This is a genomic window from Embleya sp. NPDC056575, from assembly GCF_042793325.1.
GTDB lineage: Bacteria > Actinomycetota > Actinomycetes > Streptomycetales > Streptomycetaceae > Embleya.
Map to the genome: position 1 here is coordinate 57930 of NZ_JBHTVA010000041.1, position 18738 is coordinate 76667.

At 68.3% G+C, this 18738-nt stretch carries 16 protein-coding genes; 5 read left to right on the plus strand and 11 right to left on the minus strand.

All coding sequences use genetic code 11. The features are described from left to right. Positions 1-38 precede the first annotated feature (38 nt). Positions 39-476: a nuclear transport factor 2 family protein gene (locus ACFRCG_RS29405; RefSeq protein WP_380036947.1), complete on the minus strand. Its 438-nt coding sequence runs from the start codon at positions 474-476 to the stop codon at positions 39-41. A gap of 172 nt (positions 477-648) precedes the next feature. On the opposite strand from ACFRCG_RS29405, the gene ACFRCG_RS29410 reads away from it, so the two are divergent. From ACFRCG_RS29410 to ACFRCG_RS29420, 3 genes are all read left to right on the plus strand, one after another. After that, positions 649-1428, plus strand: coding sequence for a cyclase family protein (locus ACFRCG_RS29410; RefSeq protein WP_380036949.1), 780 nt, complete (start codon positions 649-651; stop codon positions 1426-1428). A 160-nt stretch (positions 1429-1588) separates the two neighbouring features. Next, positions 1589-2149, plus strand: coding sequence for a hypothetical protein (locus ACFRCG_RS29415; protein WP_380036951.1), 561 nt, complete (start codon positions 1589-1591; stop codon positions 2147-2149). Positions 2150-2338: 189 nt separating this feature from the next. Continuing rightward, positions 2339-3187 (plus strand): BTAD domain-containing putative transcriptional regulator, encoded by an 849-nt coding sequence (locus ACFRCG_RS29420; protein ID WP_380036953.1) that lies wholly within the window; start codon positions 2339-2341, stop codon positions 3185-3187. 121 nt (positions 3188-3308) lie between these two features. Here the strand turns inward: ACFRCG_RS29420 and ACFRCG_RS29425 are convergent, their stop codons facing one another. Further along, positions 3309-3902, minus strand: coding sequence for a DNA-binding response regulator (locus tag ACFRCG_RS29425; protein WP_380036955.1), 594 nt, complete (start codon positions 3900-3902; stop codon positions 3309-3311). A gap of 543 nt (positions 3903-4445) precedes the next feature. Beyond that, entirely contained in the window at positions 4446-5213 is a 768-nt protein-coding gene (locus ACFRCG_RS29430; protein WP_380036957.1) for a TylF/MycF family methyltransferase, read from the minus strand. Between the two features lie 508 nt (positions 5214-5721). Here ACFRCG_RS29430 and ACFRCG_RS29435 point away from each other — a divergent pair. After that, a complete protein-coding gene (locus ACFRCG_RS29435; protein ID WP_380036959.1) occupies positions 5722-6456 on the plus strand; it encodes a hypothetical protein in 735 nt (244 codons plus the stop codon). 61 nt (positions 6457-6517) lie between these two features. After that, complete coding sequence (locus ACFRCG_RS29440; RefSeq protein WP_380036961.1) at positions 6518-6724, plus strand: hypothetical protein; 207 nt, start codon at positions 6518-6520, stop codon at positions 6722-6724. 625 nt (positions 6725-7349) lie between these two features. Here ACFRCG_RS29440 and ACFRCG_RS29445 read toward each other — a convergent pair. The 8 genes from ACFRCG_RS29445 to ACFRCG_RS29480 all read right to left on the minus strand — a co-directional run bounded on the left by ACFRCG_RS29445 (position 7350) and on the right by ACFRCG_RS29480 (position 18725). Further along, a complete protein-coding gene (locus ACFRCG_RS29445) occupies positions 7350-8840 on the minus strand; it encodes an aldehyde dehydrogenase (NADP(+)) (protein WP_380036963.1) in 1491 nt (496 codons plus the stop codon). Beyond that, positions 8833-10326, minus strand: a complete 1494-nt coding sequence (locus tag ACFRCG_RS29450) for an aldehyde dehydrogenase (RefSeq protein ID WP_380036965.1) — start codon at positions 10324-10326, stop codon at positions 8833-8835. The genes ACFRCG_RS29445 and ACFRCG_RS29450 overlap by 8 nt, the downstream gene beginning before the upstream one ends. A gap of 41 nt (positions 10327-10367) precedes the next feature. Next, the gene (locus ACFRCG_RS29455) at positions 10368-11903 is read right to left on the minus strand and encodes a PucR family transcriptional regulator (protein WP_380036967.1); all 1536 of its coding nucleotides are present in this window, start codon (positions 11901-11903) and stop codon (positions 10368-10370) included. Positions 11904-11973: 70 nt separating this feature from the next. Then, a complete protein-coding gene (locus ACFRCG_RS29460) occupies positions 11974-12912 on the minus strand; it encodes a hypothetical protein (protein ID WP_380036969.1) in 939 nt (312 codons plus the stop codon). Then, complete coding sequence (locus ACFRCG_RS29465; RefSeq protein ID WP_380036971.1) at positions 12905-13891, minus strand: C-terminal binding protein; 987 nt, start codon at positions 13889-13891, stop codon at positions 12905-12907. The genes ACFRCG_RS29460 and ACFRCG_RS29465 overlap by 8 nt, the downstream gene beginning before the upstream one ends. Next, positions 13884-15617, minus strand: a complete 1734-nt coding sequence (locus ACFRCG_RS29470; RefSeq protein WP_380036973.1) for a hydantoinase B/oxoprolinase family protein — start codon at positions 15615-15617, stop codon at positions 13884-13886. Before ACFRCG_RS29470 ends, ACFRCG_RS29465 begins: the two co-directional genes overlap by 8 nt. After that, positions 15604-17676, minus strand: a complete 2073-nt coding sequence (locus ACFRCG_RS29475; RefSeq protein ID WP_380036975.1) for a hydantoinase/oxoprolinase family protein — start codon at positions 17674-17676, stop codon at positions 15604-15606. Before ACFRCG_RS29475 ends, ACFRCG_RS29470 begins: the two co-directional genes overlap by 14 nt. Further along, entirely contained in the window at positions 17673-18725 is a 1053-nt protein-coding gene (locus ACFRCG_RS29480) for a Gfo/Idh/MocA family protein (RefSeq protein WP_380036977.1), read from the minus strand. Before ACFRCG_RS29480 ends, ACFRCG_RS29475 begins: the two co-directional genes overlap by 4 nt. Between the last annotated feature and the right edge of the window lie 13 nt (positions 18726-18738).

Here is an 18738-nt window from a genome sequence, read left to right on the forward strand (position 1 = left end):
ACGAAAGGTAGATACCGCCGCTAGAGCCGGAGTCGATTTCAGCTGCAGTCGTCGCGGGTCACCACGCGTTCGCGCACCCTGAGTTCGCCGTCCTCACGCACCAGCACGTCCTCGCATACGCACATGGCGTGCAGGACCGACTCACCGCCCCGGGTCCGGACCACCTGTACATAGGCCCGGACGAACAATCGACCGTCCGGCCGCGGTTCCACCGTCATCATCGTGTGACAACGCCGATAGCGCACCCCTTCCGCGCGCAACGTGTCCGCGGCTTCCCGCAAACGGGCACCGAGTTCCGCACGGCCGCGAATCGGCTCGGCGATCTTCGGCGGGGACAGCATGAAGGCTTCCTCGGCAAAGGTCAGTGCCGCCTCTTCCGCCCGGCCCTCGTCCATCAGCTGGATATGCCGGGCGTAGAACTGCTGCACTTCGGCGTAGATCTTTTCGAAATTCGGATCATCGATCCCTACGGACACGGTTCTCCTGCCTTCCGTCGCGGTACGGGAACGGCCTGCGTGTCCGCACGCTGCCACAGGCGGTTCGAACATCACTCGAGTCGGCGTTACAGCGATACTCCAACGCACCTCTAGCGACCGGCGGCAACATTTCGGGCGACGGTGCGTCCTGTCGAGACACCCGGAGGTGGCCGTGCGAATCATCGATCTTTCCTCGCCCGTGGATGCCGGGGGTTATGAGGCGGATCCCGTGGTGCACGAGGTACTCACGCCTCGGGAGGGTGCCCTGCACATGAGCGCGGAGATGCGCGAACATTTCGGGATCGAGTTCGACCCGGACGAATTGCCCGACGGCGAATTTCTCTCCCTGGACCGGATCACCCTCACCACCCACACCGGCACCCATGTCGACGCCCCTTCGCACTACGGGTCCGTGGCCGGCTACGGCACCGGGGTTCCGCGGCACATCCACGAGATGCCGGTGGAGTGGTTCTACGGTCGCGGCGTCGTGCTCGACCTGACCGACGCCGAGGTCGGAGCGGTCGGAGTCGCGCATCTGGAAAAGGAGTTCGCCCGAATCGACTACACGCCTGCCCCGAACGACATCGTGCTGCTGCACACCGGAGCCGACCAACGGGCGGGCACCCCCGCATATTTCACGGATTTCACCGGCCTCGACGGTCCGGCCGTACACCTGCTGCTCGATCTGGGGGTACGGGTGATCGGCACGGACGCGTTCAGTCTGGACGCTCCGTTCGGGAACATCATCGAGCGGTACCGCAAGACCGGTGACCGGTCGGTGTTGTGGCCGGCCCACGTCGCCGGCCGCGACCGCGAGTACTGCCAGATCGAACGCCTGGCCAATCTCGGCGCGTTGCCCGAGCCGTACGGCTTTCTGGTGTCCTGCTTTCCGGTGAAGATCACCGGCGCGGGCGCCGGTTGGGCCAGGGCGGTCGCGATCATGGAGGACTGACAGCGGGCCGCCCGAGTCTCGCCCGGCGCCACCGAGGCTCCCCGATGGGACGCGCACCCGGACCCGAACCCGACGCAGGACGCAAGCGCCTGCGCACTACGCACTACGCACGACGCACTACGCACGACTCTCCACCCGAACGACAACAAGGATGATCGCCATGTCTCACACGGTTCGAAGCAGGATCACGACCGCCGTTTCGGCGGCCGTCCTGGCCGTCGCCCTGGGCGTATCGCTTCCCACTCCCGCGGCTGCCCACGGGGCGGAGGCTCCGCCCTCGTCCACCGGTTCGACGCCGATCGGGACCTGGGACGCCACCGTGACGTTGCCGGACAGCGGGCATCAGGCCACGTTTGCCTTCGCCGCCGGCGGGGTGGCCTGCATGAGCTTCGGCGGGCCCGGCGAATTCGGCGGCAGCGGCCTGGGCACATGGTGGCGGACCGGGACGAACCGCTTCTCGTTCAAGATCCTGCACGACGTGCACGACCCGTCGGGCACCGTCGTCGGTTGGGTCGGTGTGAACCAGCAGGCCCTCCAGCAGGCGGACACGTTCACGGGTTCGGGTGTCTCGCAGCTCTTCGCCGCCGACGGGACCCAGACGGGCACCACGACGGCCCAGGTTTCGGCCACGCGCAGGAGCACGACGCAGGCGGATTCCGCGCATTCACCCGCCACCGCGACCCACCCCGCGAGCACCCCGCAATGCGGCGAAGGGACGTGATACTCATCATTTGGAAAGCATGACGATCTCACGAATCATCAGGTTCGAATTTCACATCGCGAGATGAAGGCGTCACTGTCGGCGGTGCTCGCTCTCGTGCCAGGGTTGGGTGACCGGAGATTTCACGCCTTACCCTGCCGGGGCAACCCCGTGAGCGGACAGGGGACTACCGAAAAGGAATTACCTGTCGTGCGGATCAAGATCCTGGGACCACTCGTCGCACAGGAAAACTCTGTTTCCCTGACCCCCAGTGCAAGCAAGCCAAGGCAGGTTCTCTCCCTGCTCGCCTTGAATGCAAATCGCGTGATCAGCGTCGCGACCCTCATCGAGGAGATATGGGGTGACAATCCACCCCGTAGCTCCGCGACGACTCTCCAGACCTACATATTCCAACTGCGGAGGAAGCTCGACGCGGCGCTGGCTCGGGAGCGTCGGCGGACGGCCAAGGACATCATCGTCACGCGGCACGGCGGCTACCTTCTCCTCATCGAGCCCGGAGAAGTCGATGTCCACCGGTTCGAACGCCTCTCGAACGAAGCCCGCGCGGCTGTCGATTCCGGTCACGACAGCCTCGCTTCGGACCTGTTCACCCAGGCACTGAGCCTGTGGAACGGGCCACCGCTGGTCGACGTGCAGGTCGGACGGATCCTCGAACCGGAGGTCATGCGACTGACCGAGGCCCGGATCGGTGCGATGGAGGGACGCCTGACGGCCCGGCTCAGGATGGGGCGACACGCCGAGCTGCTCAGCGAGCTGACCGCACTGACCGCGCAATATCCGATGCACGAGAACCTGTGCGCCCAATTCATGATCGCCCTGCATCGTTCGGGCCGATCCTGGAACGCCCTGGAGAGCTACCGCAAACTGCGGGACACGATGATCGAGGAGTTGGGCCTGGAACCCTCGCCGCGGTTGCGCCGCCTGCACCGGGCGGTGCTGGTGGGCGACCCTCTGCTGGATTCGTCCGAGGTGGCGGACGGGCTCGACTTCGAGCGGCAGGCGATCGCCTGCTCGGTACCGGTGCAATCCTGCTTGTAACCCTGTCGAGGAGCTCCGGCCCCGGTGGAACGGCACGCAGGCGGCCGGGCACCGGGGACGGGCGCCGGCGTCGCACACCCGCCCGAAAAATCGTTGCACCGTGGGTTGTGGTCGGCACTCGTCACGGTAACCACCCGGCCTGGGAGGCGATTCTGATGGCATCCACCCGGTTCCTCGCATCGAGTTTGGTGACGACGCTGGTCAGATAATTGCGGATGGTGCCCACCGAAAGGGACAGGGATCTGGCGATGTCGATCGACTCCGCTCCGCTGGCGAGCAGTCGCAGTACCTCCAACTCCCTGGCCGTCAGCGGTGTCCCGTCCGTGTCCAGTGCCCTCAACATGAGATCCGGGTTGAATATCCGTTCACCGGCCACCACCTTTCGGATCGTCTCCGCCAATTGGGCAGGTGGTTCATCATTGAGAATGAATCCCGAAACATGCGCCGAGAGCGCCTGTCGAAGGAGCCAGGGCCGGGCCTCCGACGCCAGCACCAGGGTGTGACATTCTGGTAATTTGCGATGTAAGTCAGCGGCGACCGCCATCCCGTCGGAAGTCAGGATCGCCACATCCGGACGGCTGGCCATGGCGGTCCGGACAATCGAATCCTGGCGGTCCACCTCGGCGACCAATTGCATGTCCGGTTCCAACCGGAGAAGTGCAGCCAGGGCACCTCTGATCATGTGCTTTTCTTCTGCGATCAGCACTCTAGGCAATTTCTTCCCCTTCGACCTGCCGCGACAATTCGTCGAGCGTCATCGGACCGCGCCGCTGCCGACAAGAGATCGTGAGCTGCCTCATCCGACGAGGTGCCCGTGAACCGGCTTATCGGAACATCGGCGACCGTCCGTCCATGGACGTCCTGTGACCATTCCGCAGCGCGCATCGGCTCGTGCCTCGGCGGTCACGCACACCGATGGCGGAGCCTGCGGACTACGCCCGACTCGACCGACCGCGCACATCCGGCCTGTGGCCGGGGCACGATCTCGGACTGTCGAGAGCGCAATGGGCAAAGTGGTCGACGACGCTGGACCCGATTCGAGACACCCCGTTGGTCATGCCCATGACGGTAATCGGCCCCGTCACCAGCGGGAAGACGTCCACAGACACAACAAGTTCACAGTCTGCGCGGTTTCCAACGCGATGGGTTATCTCTCTCCGGACGCCGTGAGCACGCGCCGGCCGGGCGCCGGCGGGGAACACGCAAGCGGGGGCCGGCAGCCGGGATCGGCCGCCGGCCCCTGTGGGCGCACATGCTGTCAGGCGTCGCGGCGCCAGAACACGCTGTGCTCGTCGATGGTTCGGACCGCGTCCTCGATACCGTTCCGCTCCCGGAAGTCGTCGACGGCCTTTCGACAGGCCGGCACGACGTAGTCGTCGATGATCACGAACCCGCCGGGGGACAGCTTGGGGTACAGGTGCTCCAGCGCGTCCATGGTGGACTCGTACAGGTCGCCGTCGAGCCGCATCACGGCCAGTGCCCGCACCGGCGCGTCCGGCAGTGTGTCCTTGAACCAGCCCGGCAGGAAGCGGACTTGATCATCGAGGAGACCGTAGCGCTCGAAATTCCTCCGTACCGTTTCCAGCGAGACACCGAGCACTTCGTTGGCCTGGTGCAGCGCCATCGCCCGATCCAGGGGATGGCCGTCCGCACCGGTGTCGGGGATGCCCTCGAAGGAATCGGCGACCCAGACCCGCCGGTCCGTGATGCCGTGCGCCTTCAGGAATCCGCGAGCGAAGATGCAGACGCCACCGCGCCACACACCGGTTTCGATGAAATCACCGGGCACGCCGTCCTCGACGACCCGGTCCAGCACATGGCGCACATTGCGGATGCGTTTGAGCCCGACCATCGTGTGGGCGATGCTCGGCCAGTCCTGGCCGTTCTCGCGATGCTCGGGGTTGAAGCTCGTCTCGGGTACCCACTCGTTCGGGATGGGGGCGTCACCGTAGACGAGATTGGTGACCACCTTCTCCAAGAGGTCGAGATAGAGCTCTCCCTCGGACAGCTGCCCGTCCGGCTTCATGGGATGTCCTTCCTCGTGTCGACCGGCCCGGCCGCCGACGGCGGCCCGCTTCCGTTGGTCACCGCCGGCAAACACGGCCAGTCGTCGCCATGCTTTCTCGCCGCAGCCATCCGCCGGATCGCCCCAAGCTCACAGACCGGCCTCGAACTCCTCTCGAACCCGCTTGGAGCGCCACCGAGGGCGGTCACCCGTCGATCGGCATCGGGCCTGCGCGAATACGCCCCGACGAGTCGGGTTCGACCTGCGGGGAAGTATCGAACACGCAGGCGAGTTCCCGTCGTGGCGGTGATCGTTTCCCACGGGCCTGGTGAGGACGCGCCAGAGGTGGACGGGCTCAGGTCGAGGATTCGGGGCTGTCGACGACTGTGGCGGTCATCAGCGCTATCAGATTGTCGGTCCAGTAGTCCGATTGCTTGGTGGCGACGTCGGTACCGCAGCGTGAGCAGACGAGGTTGGGACCGTCCTGCCCGTCGAGGCCGCAGCATCCGTTGCCACGTTCGGGGTCGGGATGCAGGGCGGTTCCGTCCCCCGCCGGGACCTGGAAGCGGCGCCCCGGGAACTCGAGGTCATGTTGGGCTGGGAGGAAAACCCGGTCCTGTACTGGCAGAGCACATCGGGACGCCCGAGCGACCGGTTCCTGCCCGGGTTGCACCGCGTCGACGGCCTCCGCGCTCACCTCAGGCAACAGGACTCGCTGCGCGGCGGCTCGGGTTTCAACTTCACGTTCGTGTTCTCCGATCCCAAGCCGTACGAGGGAGGACTCCTCCTCGCCGATTCCCGACGGGCGTTGTCCATCGACGCCGAGGGAACCGTCACCGCGGCCGCCGTCGCCACCGAGGAGATGCTCTGCTGGTCCATGGGCACCAACTTCGGCTCCCCGACGCGCATGGACGTCGTGGCGCTGTCCGAACTCACCCTGGAGTGCTTCCGATTCGTCGACCGATTCGTGCTGCCCACCATCCCGGGGACCTGGCAACACCACATCGTCGCGGACCGCTTCACCGGCACAGCCTCGTCAACTCGCCGCCGGCGGCAACCCGGGCCTTGCCGGGTTCGCCACGCCGAACGACGCGAGCGCCACGCATTGGCAGCGGTCCTGGACGGCCGTCACCGACCCCGAACGCGACGCCTTCGAGGCCCTGGTCAGGATCTACGCCCTCTTCGGTCTCGACGCCTCGACCAACCCCTACATCCGAGACGACCGACTGACACGGACGCGTTGCGCACGGCATTCAGACACTGACGGCGGCGCCCTCCTCCTGCCCTTCGACCACGAGGGAAGCCACGCGAACTGGGGGACTGAGATGGCGTATGTCGTGCAGTACGCGAGCACGGCCGAGGCGGAGTTGACCAAACTGAGCGCCGCGCGGCAGTGCGAGGTCCGCTCCGGGATCGACGGTTTCATCGGCCGCGACCCCTACGGCTGCGGCTCCGCCCCGGTCCGCGGCAACCGGGATCGGTTCCTACGGCGCCGGGAGCCAGGCCGAAGTTTTCACGCAGAGATCGTGTGACGCCTCGGCGACCGCACAGGGCGTGCGACGTCGACCGGAGCGGATTCGTCCGGATCGTTGACGCCATCGGCATCGACGCACGTGCCCACCGGTATCACCGCGAAGCGCCGGCGGTCGGTACGCGGACGCGCCGGGGGCTCCGCCGCGGCCGATGGACTCGTGGTGCGCGGTCCCGACGCCGCATCGCCACCGGCCTGGCTCGACCGGTCCGAGGCGACGCCGACACGTCATCACCGAACCGAATCCCGGCTCCTGCGGCAGGAGTTCCCGCAGGATCCCGGTGTGCGGGGCGAACCGTATCCCGCACAGCGCCCGCCGATCCGGGACACGCGGACGTCCGGGCAGTCGGGAAACCGGCCGAACACCGGCATCCGTCAGGCCTCCCGAGCCGGTCGACCCTCCGTCGATTCCGAGCACGGAGGCGGATCGTCACAAGGGGTTGGGTGTGGCCGAACGACGGTGACACGCAAAACGGACTCGGAGATTTCGTAACGAATCACCGCGTCGGCAGCGGTGACACGACGATGTCGGCGTCCGGCCGACCGCGGCCCGTACCCACCAGACACCACCCGCACCACCGGCACACCCCAACCCACCTGCTACATGAGCAACTTGGCCAGCCCTCCTAAGGCACTGTCGGTACACCGTCGACGCAGCGCGGCAGCGACCACGGGTTGGCCCGCCGGGTCGGCTGAGGCAGCAGGGCGTCGGGGACGTCCTGGTAGCAAACCGGGCGCTGGAAGCGCTCGATCGCGAGGCTGCCGACCGAGGTCGAGCGAGGGTCGCCGGTCGCGGGGAAAGGTCCGCCGTGCACCATCGCGTGGCCGACTTCGACGCCGGTCGGCCAACCGTTGAAGAGGATCCGGCCGGCCTTGGTCTCCAGCAGGGGCAGCAGGCGGCGGGCGGCCTCGTGGTCCGCGTCGGTCGCGTGGACGGTCGCGGTGAGCTGGCCGTCAAGCCGTTCCAGGCGTGGCAGGAGCTCGTCGATCGAGCGGTAACGGACGATCACGCCGGCAGCGCCGAAGACCTCGTCACCCAGCGGCGAGCCCGGACGGTCGAAGACCTCGCCGGAGGCTTCGAACAGATGCGGGGCGGGAGCATCCGGTGCACCGGCGGAGCCGGCGGCGACAACCCGCACGCCAGGCGTCCGGCGCAGCCGCGAGGTGCCGGACACATACGACGAGACGATGCCCGAGGTCAGCATGGTCCGGCCGGTGACCGCGGCGACGGCCGAACCCGCAGCCGCCATGAAGGCGTCACCCGCAGCACCTTCGGGAAGGAAAAGCAGGCCGGGATTCGTGCAGAACTGGCCGGAGCCGAGGGTAAGTGACCCGACGTACGCCCCGGCCAGCGCGGCCGGGTCGTCGGCAAGCGCGCCGGGCAGGACGATCACCGGGTTGATCGACGACATCTCCGCGTACACCGGGATCGGCTCCGGGCGGGCGGCAGCGGCCGCCAGCAACGCGATTCCTCCGCTGCGCGAGCCGGTGAAGCCGACCGCCTTGATCCGCGGATCGCGCACCAGTTCCTGCCCGAGTTCGATGCCGGCAGCAGTGTCGGAGGAAGCGAGGAAGGAGAAGACACCCTGGTGCAGGTCGTGAGCCGCGACCGCACGGGAGACTGCGGCGGCCACCAGCTCGCCCGTACGTGGATGCGCCGGATGTCCCTTGACCACGACCGGGCAACCTGCGGCCAGCGCCGAGGCGGTGTCACCCCCGGCCGTGGAGAAGGCGAGCGGAAAGTTGCTCGCGCCGAAGACCGCGACCGGGCCGACCGCTGTCTGCCGCAGGCGGATGTCGGCGCGAGGCAGCGGCGCGCGGTCGGGCCGGCCGGGGTCGATACGGACGCCGAGGTGGGCGCCGCGGCGGACGACCTCGGCAAACATCCGGAGTTGCCCGGTCGTGCGCCCAAGCTCGCCGGTGATGCGCGCCTCGGGCAGCCGGCTCTCCTCGACGGCCGCCGCGATGATCGAGTCACGATCGCGCTCGATCTCGTCGGCGACGGAGGCGAGGAAAGCCGAACGCTCCGTGGGCGAACTGTCCCGATAGGACCAGAAGGCCTCGGCTGCGGCCGCGGCTGCCTCGCGCACAGTCGGCCGCGCCATCCGCTCAGCCATCGAGGTTGAACCATGAGGTCTTGAGCTGTGTGTACTGCTCGATCGCGTGCAGCGACTTGTCGCGCCCGAAGCCGGACTGCTTGAAGCCGCCGAAGGGCACGTTCACATCCCCGCGGTTGTAGCAGTTCACCCAGACCGTACCGGCGCGCAGGCGGCGCGCGATCCGGTGGGCCCGGCTGACATCGCGCGTCCAGACGGCGGCCGCGAGGCCGTAGATGGAGTCGTTCGCCACCCGCACCGCCTCGACGACGTCATCGACGGCGAGGACCGACAGCACCGGCCCGAAGATTTCCTCGCGCGCGACCCGCATCTCGTTGTTGACACCTGCCAGCACGGTGGGCTGGAGATACGAACCGCCGGTCTCGACCCGTGCCCGCTCGCCGCCCACGACCACCCGCGCGCCTTCCTCCCGGCCGATGCGGATATGGCTCGCCACTCGGTCGAGATGGCCGGCGTCGATCAGCGCACCCATCCGGGTCGCCGGATCGAAGGGATCGCCGGGCTGCCAGTCCTGCGCCGCCTCGACCACGCGGGCGGTGAACTCCTCGGCGATCGACGCCTCGACCACGAGCCGCGTGCCGGCGCTGCAGACCTCGCCCTGGTTGAAGAACGCGCCCTGTGCGGCCTCCGACGCGGCCCGGTCGAGGTCGGGGGCGTCGGCAAGCACGACATTGGCCGACTTGCCGCCGCACTCCAGCGAGACCATCTTCATATTCGAGCGGGCGGAGTAGCCGAGAAACTTCTTGCCGACCTCGGTGGAGCCGGTGAACGAGATCTTGTCCACGTCCATGTGCAGGCCCAACGCGGCACCGGCGGTCTCGCCGAATCCCGTGACCACATTGAACACTCCGTCGGGAAGCCCGGCCTCGCCGGCCAGACGGGCGAGTGCGCACACGACGAGCGGCGCCTGCTCGGCGGGCTTCACGATCACGGAGTTGCCCGTTGCGAGCGCAGGCGCGATCTTCCAGATCGGCATACCCAGCGGGAAGTTCCACGGCACCACCGCGCCGACGACACCGAGCGGCTCCCGCGTGACGAGCGCGAGCTCGCTCTGCGGCGTCGGCATCACCTCGCCGGCAAGCTTGTCGATCGCCTCCGCGTAGAACTCCAGCACGCCGGCGGCGTCGTCGACCTCGCCGAGCGCGGCGGAGATCGGCTTGCCGGAGTCGGCGGTCATGATCAGTGCCAGCTCCGAGCGCTGCTCACGAATCAGGGCCGCGAAGCGCATCATCACCGCCTTGCGCTCACGCGGCGCCGCCAGCGACCAGCGGCCGTCCTCGAAGGCTCGCCGGGCCGCCTCGACCGCGAGGTCGACGTCCTCGGTGGCGCAGGCGGCGACCGCGGTCAGAGGTGCTCCGTCAACCGGGCTGATCCGCGTGAAAACCTCTCCGGAAAGCGCCGGTCGATAGCGCCCGTCGATGAAGGTGCCGCCCTCTGGGGCGGCGTTCGCGCCGAGGCGCGCCAAATCCGCGACGACAGTGGTCATCGTCGTCCTCCTTGGCTGTCTTGAGGGGACGTCATCCCCGGTCATGATGCGTCGCGGCGGCGAAACTGCCGCAGGCGCAGCGCGAGCTGCACCTCGAGCAGGTCCGTGCCGTCTTTCAGGCTGCGACCGGTGAGTTGTTGTATCCGGTCGAGTCGATACGCCAGGGTCTGACGGTGGATGTGCAGCTCGCCGGCCGTCGGACCCGGGCGGCTGCCGTTGTCGAGATAGACCTGGAGGGTCTGAAGCAATGCGTGGTTCTTGTCCGCGTCCATGAGATTGCCGAGCACGCGGTCGAGATAGCTGTCGACGCTCTCGGCGTCGACCAGGTACTGCAGTAGCAGGTCGAGCGCGGCTCCGCCGGGCTCGTTGACCCCGACGCGTCCGGTGGCCGCCGAGGAACGCGCTTGGTATACGGCCTCGCGGAGATGCTCCAGCCCGGTGCGTAGCTGGCTGGTGCCCAGCACTGTGGCGATCCCGATGGCCTTGAGGTCCGCCCACACGCGCTCGCCGACGTTGCCCTGCGGGTTGAGCGCCAGCACCAGCACCTGGCCCTCGTACCAGGTGGCGAGAAAGGCCTCGCCGGCGCGAGCCACGCTGTCCTCGACCCGCGCAAGCAGCGACTCGCGGATCTCGTCGCTCGGCGACTCCGCCCGGCAGGCAAGCACGACATAGGCGTCGATCTCCGCGGGAGCGGTGCCCTCGAAACGGTCCCTGATCAGCTCGATGTCGACCGGCCCGGCCGCCGCCTCCTGGAAGAGCTGCTCGGCGTCGGCACGGCGGCGCACCCGCACGCTCTCCAGGCTGGAGACCGTCAGGCTCAGCGCGGTGACCATCTGCTCGACGAGCAGCGTCTGCCGCTCGTCCATCGGCTCGCCGGTGGCGACAATGAGATAGGCGACCACCTCCCGCGTCCCCGGAATCGGGACGACCGTGATCGTGGCGCCTTCCGACTCGAAGGTGATCGACACGCGCGGAATGCCCGCGGAGCGCGCATGGCTCCACATGTCGCGCGCGTCGACCTCCTGCAGGCCGGCGAAGCCGATCAGGGTACCGTAGTAGTCGAACGCGGCGATCCGCGCCCGACCCAGCGCCGCGCCCACGATCGAGACGATCGCGCGGGGGTCGCGCTCGTTCGTCACGACCGGGAGCAGCCGCCGGCTCATGGTGATCGCCTGGTGCAGCGAGGCGTACTTCTCCCGGTAGAGAGTGTCGAAGACGAACCGGGTCAGCGCGATCAGCGGCACCTCGAAGGGCACCACGAAGATGGCCAGATCGTGCGTCTCCGCCGCGTGCAGCAACCCCTGCGGCACCTTCGCGTGCTCCGGCCCGACGGCGTATCCCAGCGCGGTGCAGCCGGCCGCGACCAGGGTCACGACGGTCGACTCGGCGGCGGCGGCGTCGAGTTCGCCGACCGCATAGCCGGACGTCAGCAGCACCTCGCCGTCGGAGATCCACTCCGCGGCGGTCGGGTAGTCGCCGTAATGCACCCACCGGATCGGCAGTTGCCGAGACTCGGTTCCGCCGGTGAGCTGCTCCAGCCCCAGCTCACGGTGGGAAAGCAGGTCACCTAGCCGCATCAGTGCTCTTCCGTCCGGTGATCGAGGGCTCCGCTCGCGGAACCCTCGATCGTGCACCGTCGATCTTCACTCAGACCGCTGCCACAGGTATGCCGAGGCCCTTCGCGCCTCTCGCCGAAGCGACCGCCTCGGGGTAGAACCGTTCGATGACCGCGTGGATGGTCTGCATGCGGTGCACCTTCTCCTCGGCCAACAGGATGGTCTCCTGCTCCAGGTGGCGGCCGGCCGGGTAGAGCTCCGGGCTGTTTCGGATGCCGATCTTGATGTACACCGGGGCGGCGACGCGGATGATCTCCGGGACATCGTAGGTCCGCACGAAGCCGCCGAAGGAGTCCGGGGCCTCGACGTAGATGTCGATCGGGATGTCGACCCGCTTCCGGATGGCGGCGAGCTGGGGCAGGGTCAGTGCCGAGGGCACGTTCAGCGAGTCCACGCCGAGGTCCACGGCCTCCTGGGCCGATACCGGGTTGGCCCCGAGACCCGCCAGCGCCGACGCCTTGATCACCAGAGTGTCCGGGACGATACCGCGGATGCGGGCCTCGTGGAGGATTCGGATGGCGCCGCGGTCGGCGATCGTCAGGCCGCGCACGCCGAGGCTGAGGCCGCGCGCGACGTCGTCGAGCAGGTGTCGCAGCCGGTCCATGCCCTCGGACTGGTGGGCGAGGTTGTAGCCGGCGACGGTGTTCGGGGTCGGCGTCGCACCCCAGGTTCCACGCGGGCCCGGGAAGGCCGAGAGCTCGACGCCCGCGCCGCGGGCCGCGCCGAGCATCCGCTCGAACTCCTCGTCGGTGGCCATCTGGATACCCGAGCCCTGGCTCAGGCGGTGGACGTCGAGCCCGCGACGCGATGACTCCTCCAGCGCGACCTCGACGGCCGCGGGGCCCTCGACGCTGGCCAGTTCGAAGCGGTACTGCGCGCCATCCGGGAAGCGCTTCTCGCTGCTCGGCAGGTCATAGGCATCGCTCTTGGCATAGCCGAGGTCGGAGAGCAGGATTCGGGCGTTATACATGGATTCCTCGCGCTGCAGAGACGGTATTCACGAAGTGGAGCGGTCGCCCGGTCTCGAAGACGCTCACGATGTTCTCCGCCACGGTGCGGCGAAGCTCCTCGTATGCCTCCTCGGAGTAGAAGGCGGCATGAGGGGTCAGGGTCGTTCCCGGCGCGGCGAAGATCGGATCCGCCATCGACGGCGGCTCCGACGCGATCACGTCGAGCCCCGCGACGGCACGGCCCTGCTCGAGTGCCTCACGCAGGGCGACCTCGTCGATGACCGCACCGCGGCCGGCGTTCACCACGCGCAGCCCCGGCTTGGCGTGGGCCAGCACCTCGGCGTTGATCATGTTGCGAGTCGCGTCGGTGAGCGGCGTGTGCACCGAGATGACGTCGGCCGAGGCGACCAGGTCGATCACGCTTGCGGACCGCTCCACGCCCGTCGCGGCAAAGTCCTCGTCGGACAGGATCGGGTCGTAGGCACACACCCGGTAGCCGAGCGCGGCCGCGTACTGCGCCAGGCGGCGGGCGATCCGGCCCAGGCCGAGCAGGCCGAGGGTCCGACCGCTGATCCGGTGGAGCGGACGGCCGAGGTCGTAGGTCCACGTGCCGCCGCGGTAGAGCCGGTCGTACTCGACGATGCCGCGCTCGAGGTTGAGGATCAGCGCGAGCGAGTGCATCGCCACTTCCTCGGTGCAGTAGTCGGGGGCGTTCGCCACCCAGATGTTCCGCTCGGTGGCCGCGTCGACGTCGATCCGGTTCACGCCGATGCCGTAGTGGGAGATGACGCGGGCCTGTTCCATCTGCTCGACGCGCGCCCGGTCCAGCACTGTGTACTGGTTGCAGACGGCGTCGGCCATCCGGAGCTCGCGCTCCAGGAAGTCGGGGCCCTCGTCGGTCGCGTCGATGACGGTCGCGTCGATCCGCTTCAGCACCTCGCGCTCGATGTCGAGATCGGGATGCTTGCGGTCGGTGAACAGCACGCGGAACTCAGTCATGCCGGGCCGACCGGCGCTGCTCGGAATACTCGACGATGTGCTTGCCCTCGGGGTCGAGACGCACACCGTAGAGCTCCCAGGCGCTTTGGATGGTGACCCGGCCGTCGGCGACGTCCATCAGCACCATCTCGGCGGGTCGCAACAACGGGTCGCCGTAACCGCCGGAGCCGGGGGTGTCGATCGTGATCACGTCCCCCTCCTCCAAGAGGAGGCCGGTGATCTTCTGATAGAGCGGCGCCTGCTCGCCGCCGCGGGTGAGCGCCTTGCGGCCCGGGGTGCCACTGCCGCCGCCGAAGAGGCCCTGCGGGCGGTGCTCCTCTCCGTCGGAGCGGAGGGTCAGAGTCTGGTCGGGTGCCGTGACGCGGTAGGAACGGCGAAAGGCGAGACCGCCTCGGAAGCGACCGGCGCCACCGGAGTCGGGCAGCAGCGCGTACTCACCGAACTCCAGCGGGTACTCCAGCTCCGCAGCCTCGACCGGCACGTTCATCACGTTGCCGACGTAGTCGTCGACAGCGTCCAGGCCATCCTTGTTCGGGCGCGCGCCCATGGGGCCGCCCAGCAGGTCGAAGTACACGCCGTAGTGGCACGTGTGCGGGTTGACGCCCGAGATCGACACGGCCGTGGTGTGCGCGTTGGACTGTGCCGGGATGCGGCCCGGCAGCGCCTTCGCCATCGCCGAGAGCAGCACGTCGGCCGTACGCATCACCGTGTAGTGGCGCGCACCGCAAGGAGCCGGGAACTCCGGGTTCACCACCGAACCCTTCGGGGTCTTGATCTTGACCGGCCGGAAGGCCCCTTCGTTCTGCGGGATGTCGGGGTCGGTGACGCACTTGGTGATCAGGTAGGCCGCCGCGCCGATCGCCGCCGGAACCGCGTTGAACGGCCCACGCGTCTGCGGCGACGAACCCTCGAAGTCGTAGACCATGTCGCTGCCCTCGACGATCACGGTGCAGCGGATCCAGACCTTCCGGTCTCGGTCGACGCCGTCCTCGTCGAGGAAGCCCTCGGCGAAGTAGCGGCCGTCCGGGATCTCCTCGATACAGCTACGCAGCCGGCGCTCCGTGTAGTCGAGTCGGTCCTGCGCCACCTGGAGAACGGAGTCGGCACCGTGACGGGCGCACAGCTCCTCGAGGCGGCGAACGCCGGTCTTGTTGGCCGCGAGCTGGGCACGCAGGTCACCCAGCAGCCGTTCGGGCTGACGCGTGTTCGTGCGCAGGAGGTCTTCGAGGGTCTCGTTGATCTCACCGTCGCGGTAGAACAGCGTCGGCGAGAGCCGCACGCCTTCCTGGAAGATGTCCGTGACGTCGTTGCCGATCGAACCCGGCGCACGGCCACCGACATCGAGGTGGTGGGCGACGGTCACCGAGAAGGCGATCACCACGCCGTCGACGAAGACCGGGCTGAAGAGCGCGATGTCGGGCAAGTGGCTGCCGCCGGTGTACGGGTCGTTGAAGATGATCGCGTCGCCGGGCTGCAGCCTCTCGACCGGGTACTTGGTGCGCAGGGTCTCGCGCAGGGCACCGCCCGCGAACCCCAGGTGGGCCGGGATCGATTCGGACTGTGCGATCAGTTGGCCGGTGGCGTCGTAGAGCGCCGCCGAGCAGTCGGCCGCTTCACGGATCACCACGGAGTAGGCCGAACGCTGGAGCGTCGCCATCATCTCCTCGGCGATGGACACGAGCGAGGCATGGACGACCTCGGTCGTCACAAGGTCAGGCGTCGCCACTGGTGGTTCCTTCCGCATTGATGTCGATGATCAGATTTCCGTAGCCGTCGGCCACCAGGCGGTCTCCGGGAAGGAGCAGGATCGAGGTGTCCTCGGCCTCCACGAGCGCGGGGCCCTTGATGGCATTGCCGCCGCGCAGGCACTCGCGCTTCCACACGTCGACCTTGCTGGTGCCGTCGGGGAAGACGACCGGACGAGAGCCGAGGTAGGCCCGGCTGTCCGGCTCGCTGCCGCCGGCCACCTCGTTGAGCCGCAGGCTCGTGCCGGGGGCGACGGCCGTGACCCGCAGGTTCACGAACTCCACGGGTTCGCCCTGGGCGCTGTGACCGTAGGTGCGCTCGTGCTCCTCGTGGAACGCGGCGACCGCGGCCTGGATCGACGAGGCGTCGACCGCGCCGGCCGGGAAGGGCACCGTGAGTTCGTAGGCCTGGCCCTCGTAGCGCATGTCCGCGCGGCGGACCATGTCGCGCTCCTCGCGCTGCACGCCCTCGCGGTCGAGGTCCTCGTGACCGGTGGATTCGAGATCGCTGAAGGCGTGCATGATGTCGACCGGGTCGGCGGCCGCGACCGAGATCCGCCGGGTGCTGGTGTAGTCGTGCCGGATGTCGGCGACCAGGCAGCCGAGTGCGGAGAGTGCGGAGGAGCCCAGCGGCACCAGGACACGTGGGACGCGCAGCTCGCGCGCCATCGCGGCCGCGTGCAGCGGGCCTGCGCCACCGAAAGCCGTCAGGACGAAGTCGCGCGGGTCGTAGCCACGCTGAAGCGAGACCAGCCGCACGGCGTTCATCATGTTCGACTCGGCGATCCGGACGATGCCGGCCGCGGTCTCCTCCACACTCAGGCCGGCTTCGGACGCCAGCGCGGCCATCGCCTCCCCGGCGGCGGCGAGGTCGAGCCGCATGCGCCCGCCGAGGAAGGTGGCCGGGTCGATCCGGCCGAGCACCAGGTTGGCGTCGGTGACCGTGGCGTGGGTGCCGCCGCGGCCATAGCAGGCCGGGCCCGGGTCGGCGCCCGCGCTGGCCGGACCGACGCGCAGCGCGCCGCCGGAATCGACCCAGCCGATCGAGCCGCCACCGGCACCAACGGTGTGCATGTCGACCATCTGCGTACGCAGGGGGCGCCCGTCGATCTCGCCTTCGGTGGTCATGCGCGGCCGGCCGTCGAGAATCACCGCGACATCGCAGGAGGTCCCGCCCATGTCCATGGTGATCACATTCGAGATACCCGCGAGACCGGCCGCGAAGGCACTGCCGATCACGCCGCCGCTGGGGCCGGACAGCGCGCTGTTGACCGGGCGCTCAGCGACCATCTCGGGGTGCGTGACGCCACCGTTGGACTGCATCACCATGAAGCCGGGGTTGTCCTCACGCGCCGCGAGGCCGACCCGCACGTCCGTCATGTAGCGAGCAACCCGCGGCATCGCGTAGGCGTTCGCCACGGTCGTGCTGGACCGCTCGAACTCACGGAACTCCGGGTTCACGTCGCACGAGAGGGAGACGTGCAGATCCGGGCTCACCGAGCGGATCAGCTCGGCCGCGCGACGCTCGTGTTCCGGGTTCACGTAGGAGTGCAGGAAAACGACCGCGATCGACTCGATGCCCTCCTCTACGGCACGCCGGGCGTGGGCCAACACCGCCTCCTCGTCGAGGCACGTGACGATCTCGCCGCCTGCCGAGATCCGCTCTGCCACCTCCCAACGCCAGCGGCCCGGCACCAGTACTTGGGGCTTGTCCTGGAACAGGTCGTACAGCTTCTGCCGCTTCTGGCGGCCGATCTCCAGGACGTCGCGAAAGCCCTGTGTCGTGATGAGAGCCGTGGGCGCGCCGTTGCGCTCCAGCAGCAGGTTCGTCACGACCGTGGTCCCGTGGACGATGGACTCGACCTGGCTCAGCGACGCGCCCGCCAGTTCCAGGATGCGGTCGATACCGTTCAACAATCCGATCGAGGGATTGCTCGGCGTCGAAGGGACCTTCGTGATCTTGAGGTTTCCGTCCTCGTCGAGGAACACGACGTCCGTGAAGGTTCCGCCGACGTCGATACCGATTTTCGCCGTACTCACTTGATCTCCGACTTCATTGCAGCGCCATCCGGCAGGGGTGAAGTGTCTCTGTCGTGGGTGTAGGTGACGGTCTCCAGCGCCTCTTGCACCTTCATTCCGTGCTCGATTCCGGGAAGGTCTTCGAACGACCGGCCCCGGACCGCGCCCAAGAATCGGTCGACCAACCGCGCGAGGCGCGGTTGGAGGTCGTCGCCGGGTGTTCCCGGCCCGCTCGGAGGGCCCTCGTAGACGATCTCGGCGTCGTCGGGTCCCCGGTGGATTCGTGCGATGCCGCGAGCCTCGTCCATCACCAGGGTGGCCTGGGTTCCCACGATCGTGAGCTCGCTGGCGAAGGCACCGTGAGTGGGCGTCAGCGAGACCACGAAACCTGCTCCGCCCGGCTCGCGGCCGTTGATCGAGAAGGCATCGTCGGCGGCGCTGGGCGTGCCGGCCCGCTCGGCGATGCTTGACCAGCGCACTCCCTCGGTCGCCCACGCGAAGGGTGCGAACCAAAAGACGCTGTCGAGCAGGTGCGAGCCGATGGCGCGGGCGATCCCCCCTCCGTGCGACTCCTCCCAGAGCCACCCGTGGGGCTGAGTTGCAAGCCGCTCGTACGACGGATAACGCACCGTCCAGACCAGGCTCCGCAGGGCGCCGAGGCTGTCCCCGACGATCGAGTCACGCACGGCCTGCCTGATCTCGGAGAAGCGGAATTCGAAGTCCATCGCGAACAGCGTGGTGCCGTCGTGTGCAGCCTTCTCGACACGGATCGCGTCTTCGAGGTGGCCGGTCAGCGGCTTCTCACACAGCACGTGGATGCCCATGCCCAGGGCGGCGATCGCCGGATCGGCGTGCGCATCCGGCTGTGAGGCGATGACCAGCACGTCGGGACGTACCTCGTTCAGCATCCGCTGCCAGTCGTCGAATCCCGCAACGCCGGGCAGGGAACGGGCGACCTCCTGGCCGCGACCGGGTCGTGCCGAGCAGATGGCGACGACCCGGGCGCCTGTGGCGTCACCCCACGCCCGTGCGTGGTGGCTGAGGCCGAAACCGGTGCCGAGAACGGCCACGCGGATGGTTGCG

What these genes read in the sequence shown, in the direction of transcription:
- ACFRCG_RS29435 (WP_380036959.1), top strand. Translation starts at nt 5,722, where the DNA reads ATGCAGGGCGGTTCCGTCCCCCGCCGGGACCTGGAAGCGGCGCCCCGG.
- ACFRCG_RS29455 (WP_380036967.1), bottom strand. Translation starts at nt 11,903, where the DNA reads ATGCGGCTAGGTGACCTGCTTTCCCACCGTGAGCTGGGGCTGGAGCAG.
- ACFRCG_RS29430 (WP_380036957.1), bottom strand. Translation starts at nt 5,213, where the DNA reads ATGAAGCCGGACGGGCAGCTGTCCGAGGGAGAGCTCTATCTCGACCTC.
- ACFRCG_RS29415 (WP_380036951.1), top strand. Translation starts at nt 1,589, where the DNA reads ATGTCTCACACGGTTCGAAGCAGGATCACGACCGCCGTTTCGGCGGCC.
- ACFRCG_RS29465 (WP_380036971.1), bottom strand. Translation starts at nt 13,891, where the DNA reads ATGACTGAGTTCCGCGTGCTGTTCACCGACCGCAAGCATCCCGATCTC.
- ACFRCG_RS29445 (WP_380036963.1), bottom strand. Translation starts at nt 8,840, where the DNA reads ATGGCTGAGCGGATGGCGCGGCCGACTGTGCGCGAGGCAGCCGCGGCC.
- ACFRCG_RS29460 (WP_380036969.1), bottom strand. Translation starts at nt 12,912, where the DNA reads ATGTATAACGCCCGAATCCTGCTCTCCGACCTCGGCTATGCCAAGAGC.
- ACFRCG_RS29440 (WP_380036961.1), top strand. Translation starts at nt 6,518, where the DNA reads ATGGCGTATGTCGTGCAGTACGCGAGCACGGCCGAGGCGGAGTTGACC.
- ACFRCG_RS29450 (WP_380036965.1), bottom strand. Translation starts at nt 10,326, where the DNA reads ATGACCACTGTCGTCGCGGATTTGGCGCGCCTCGGCGCGAACGCCGCC.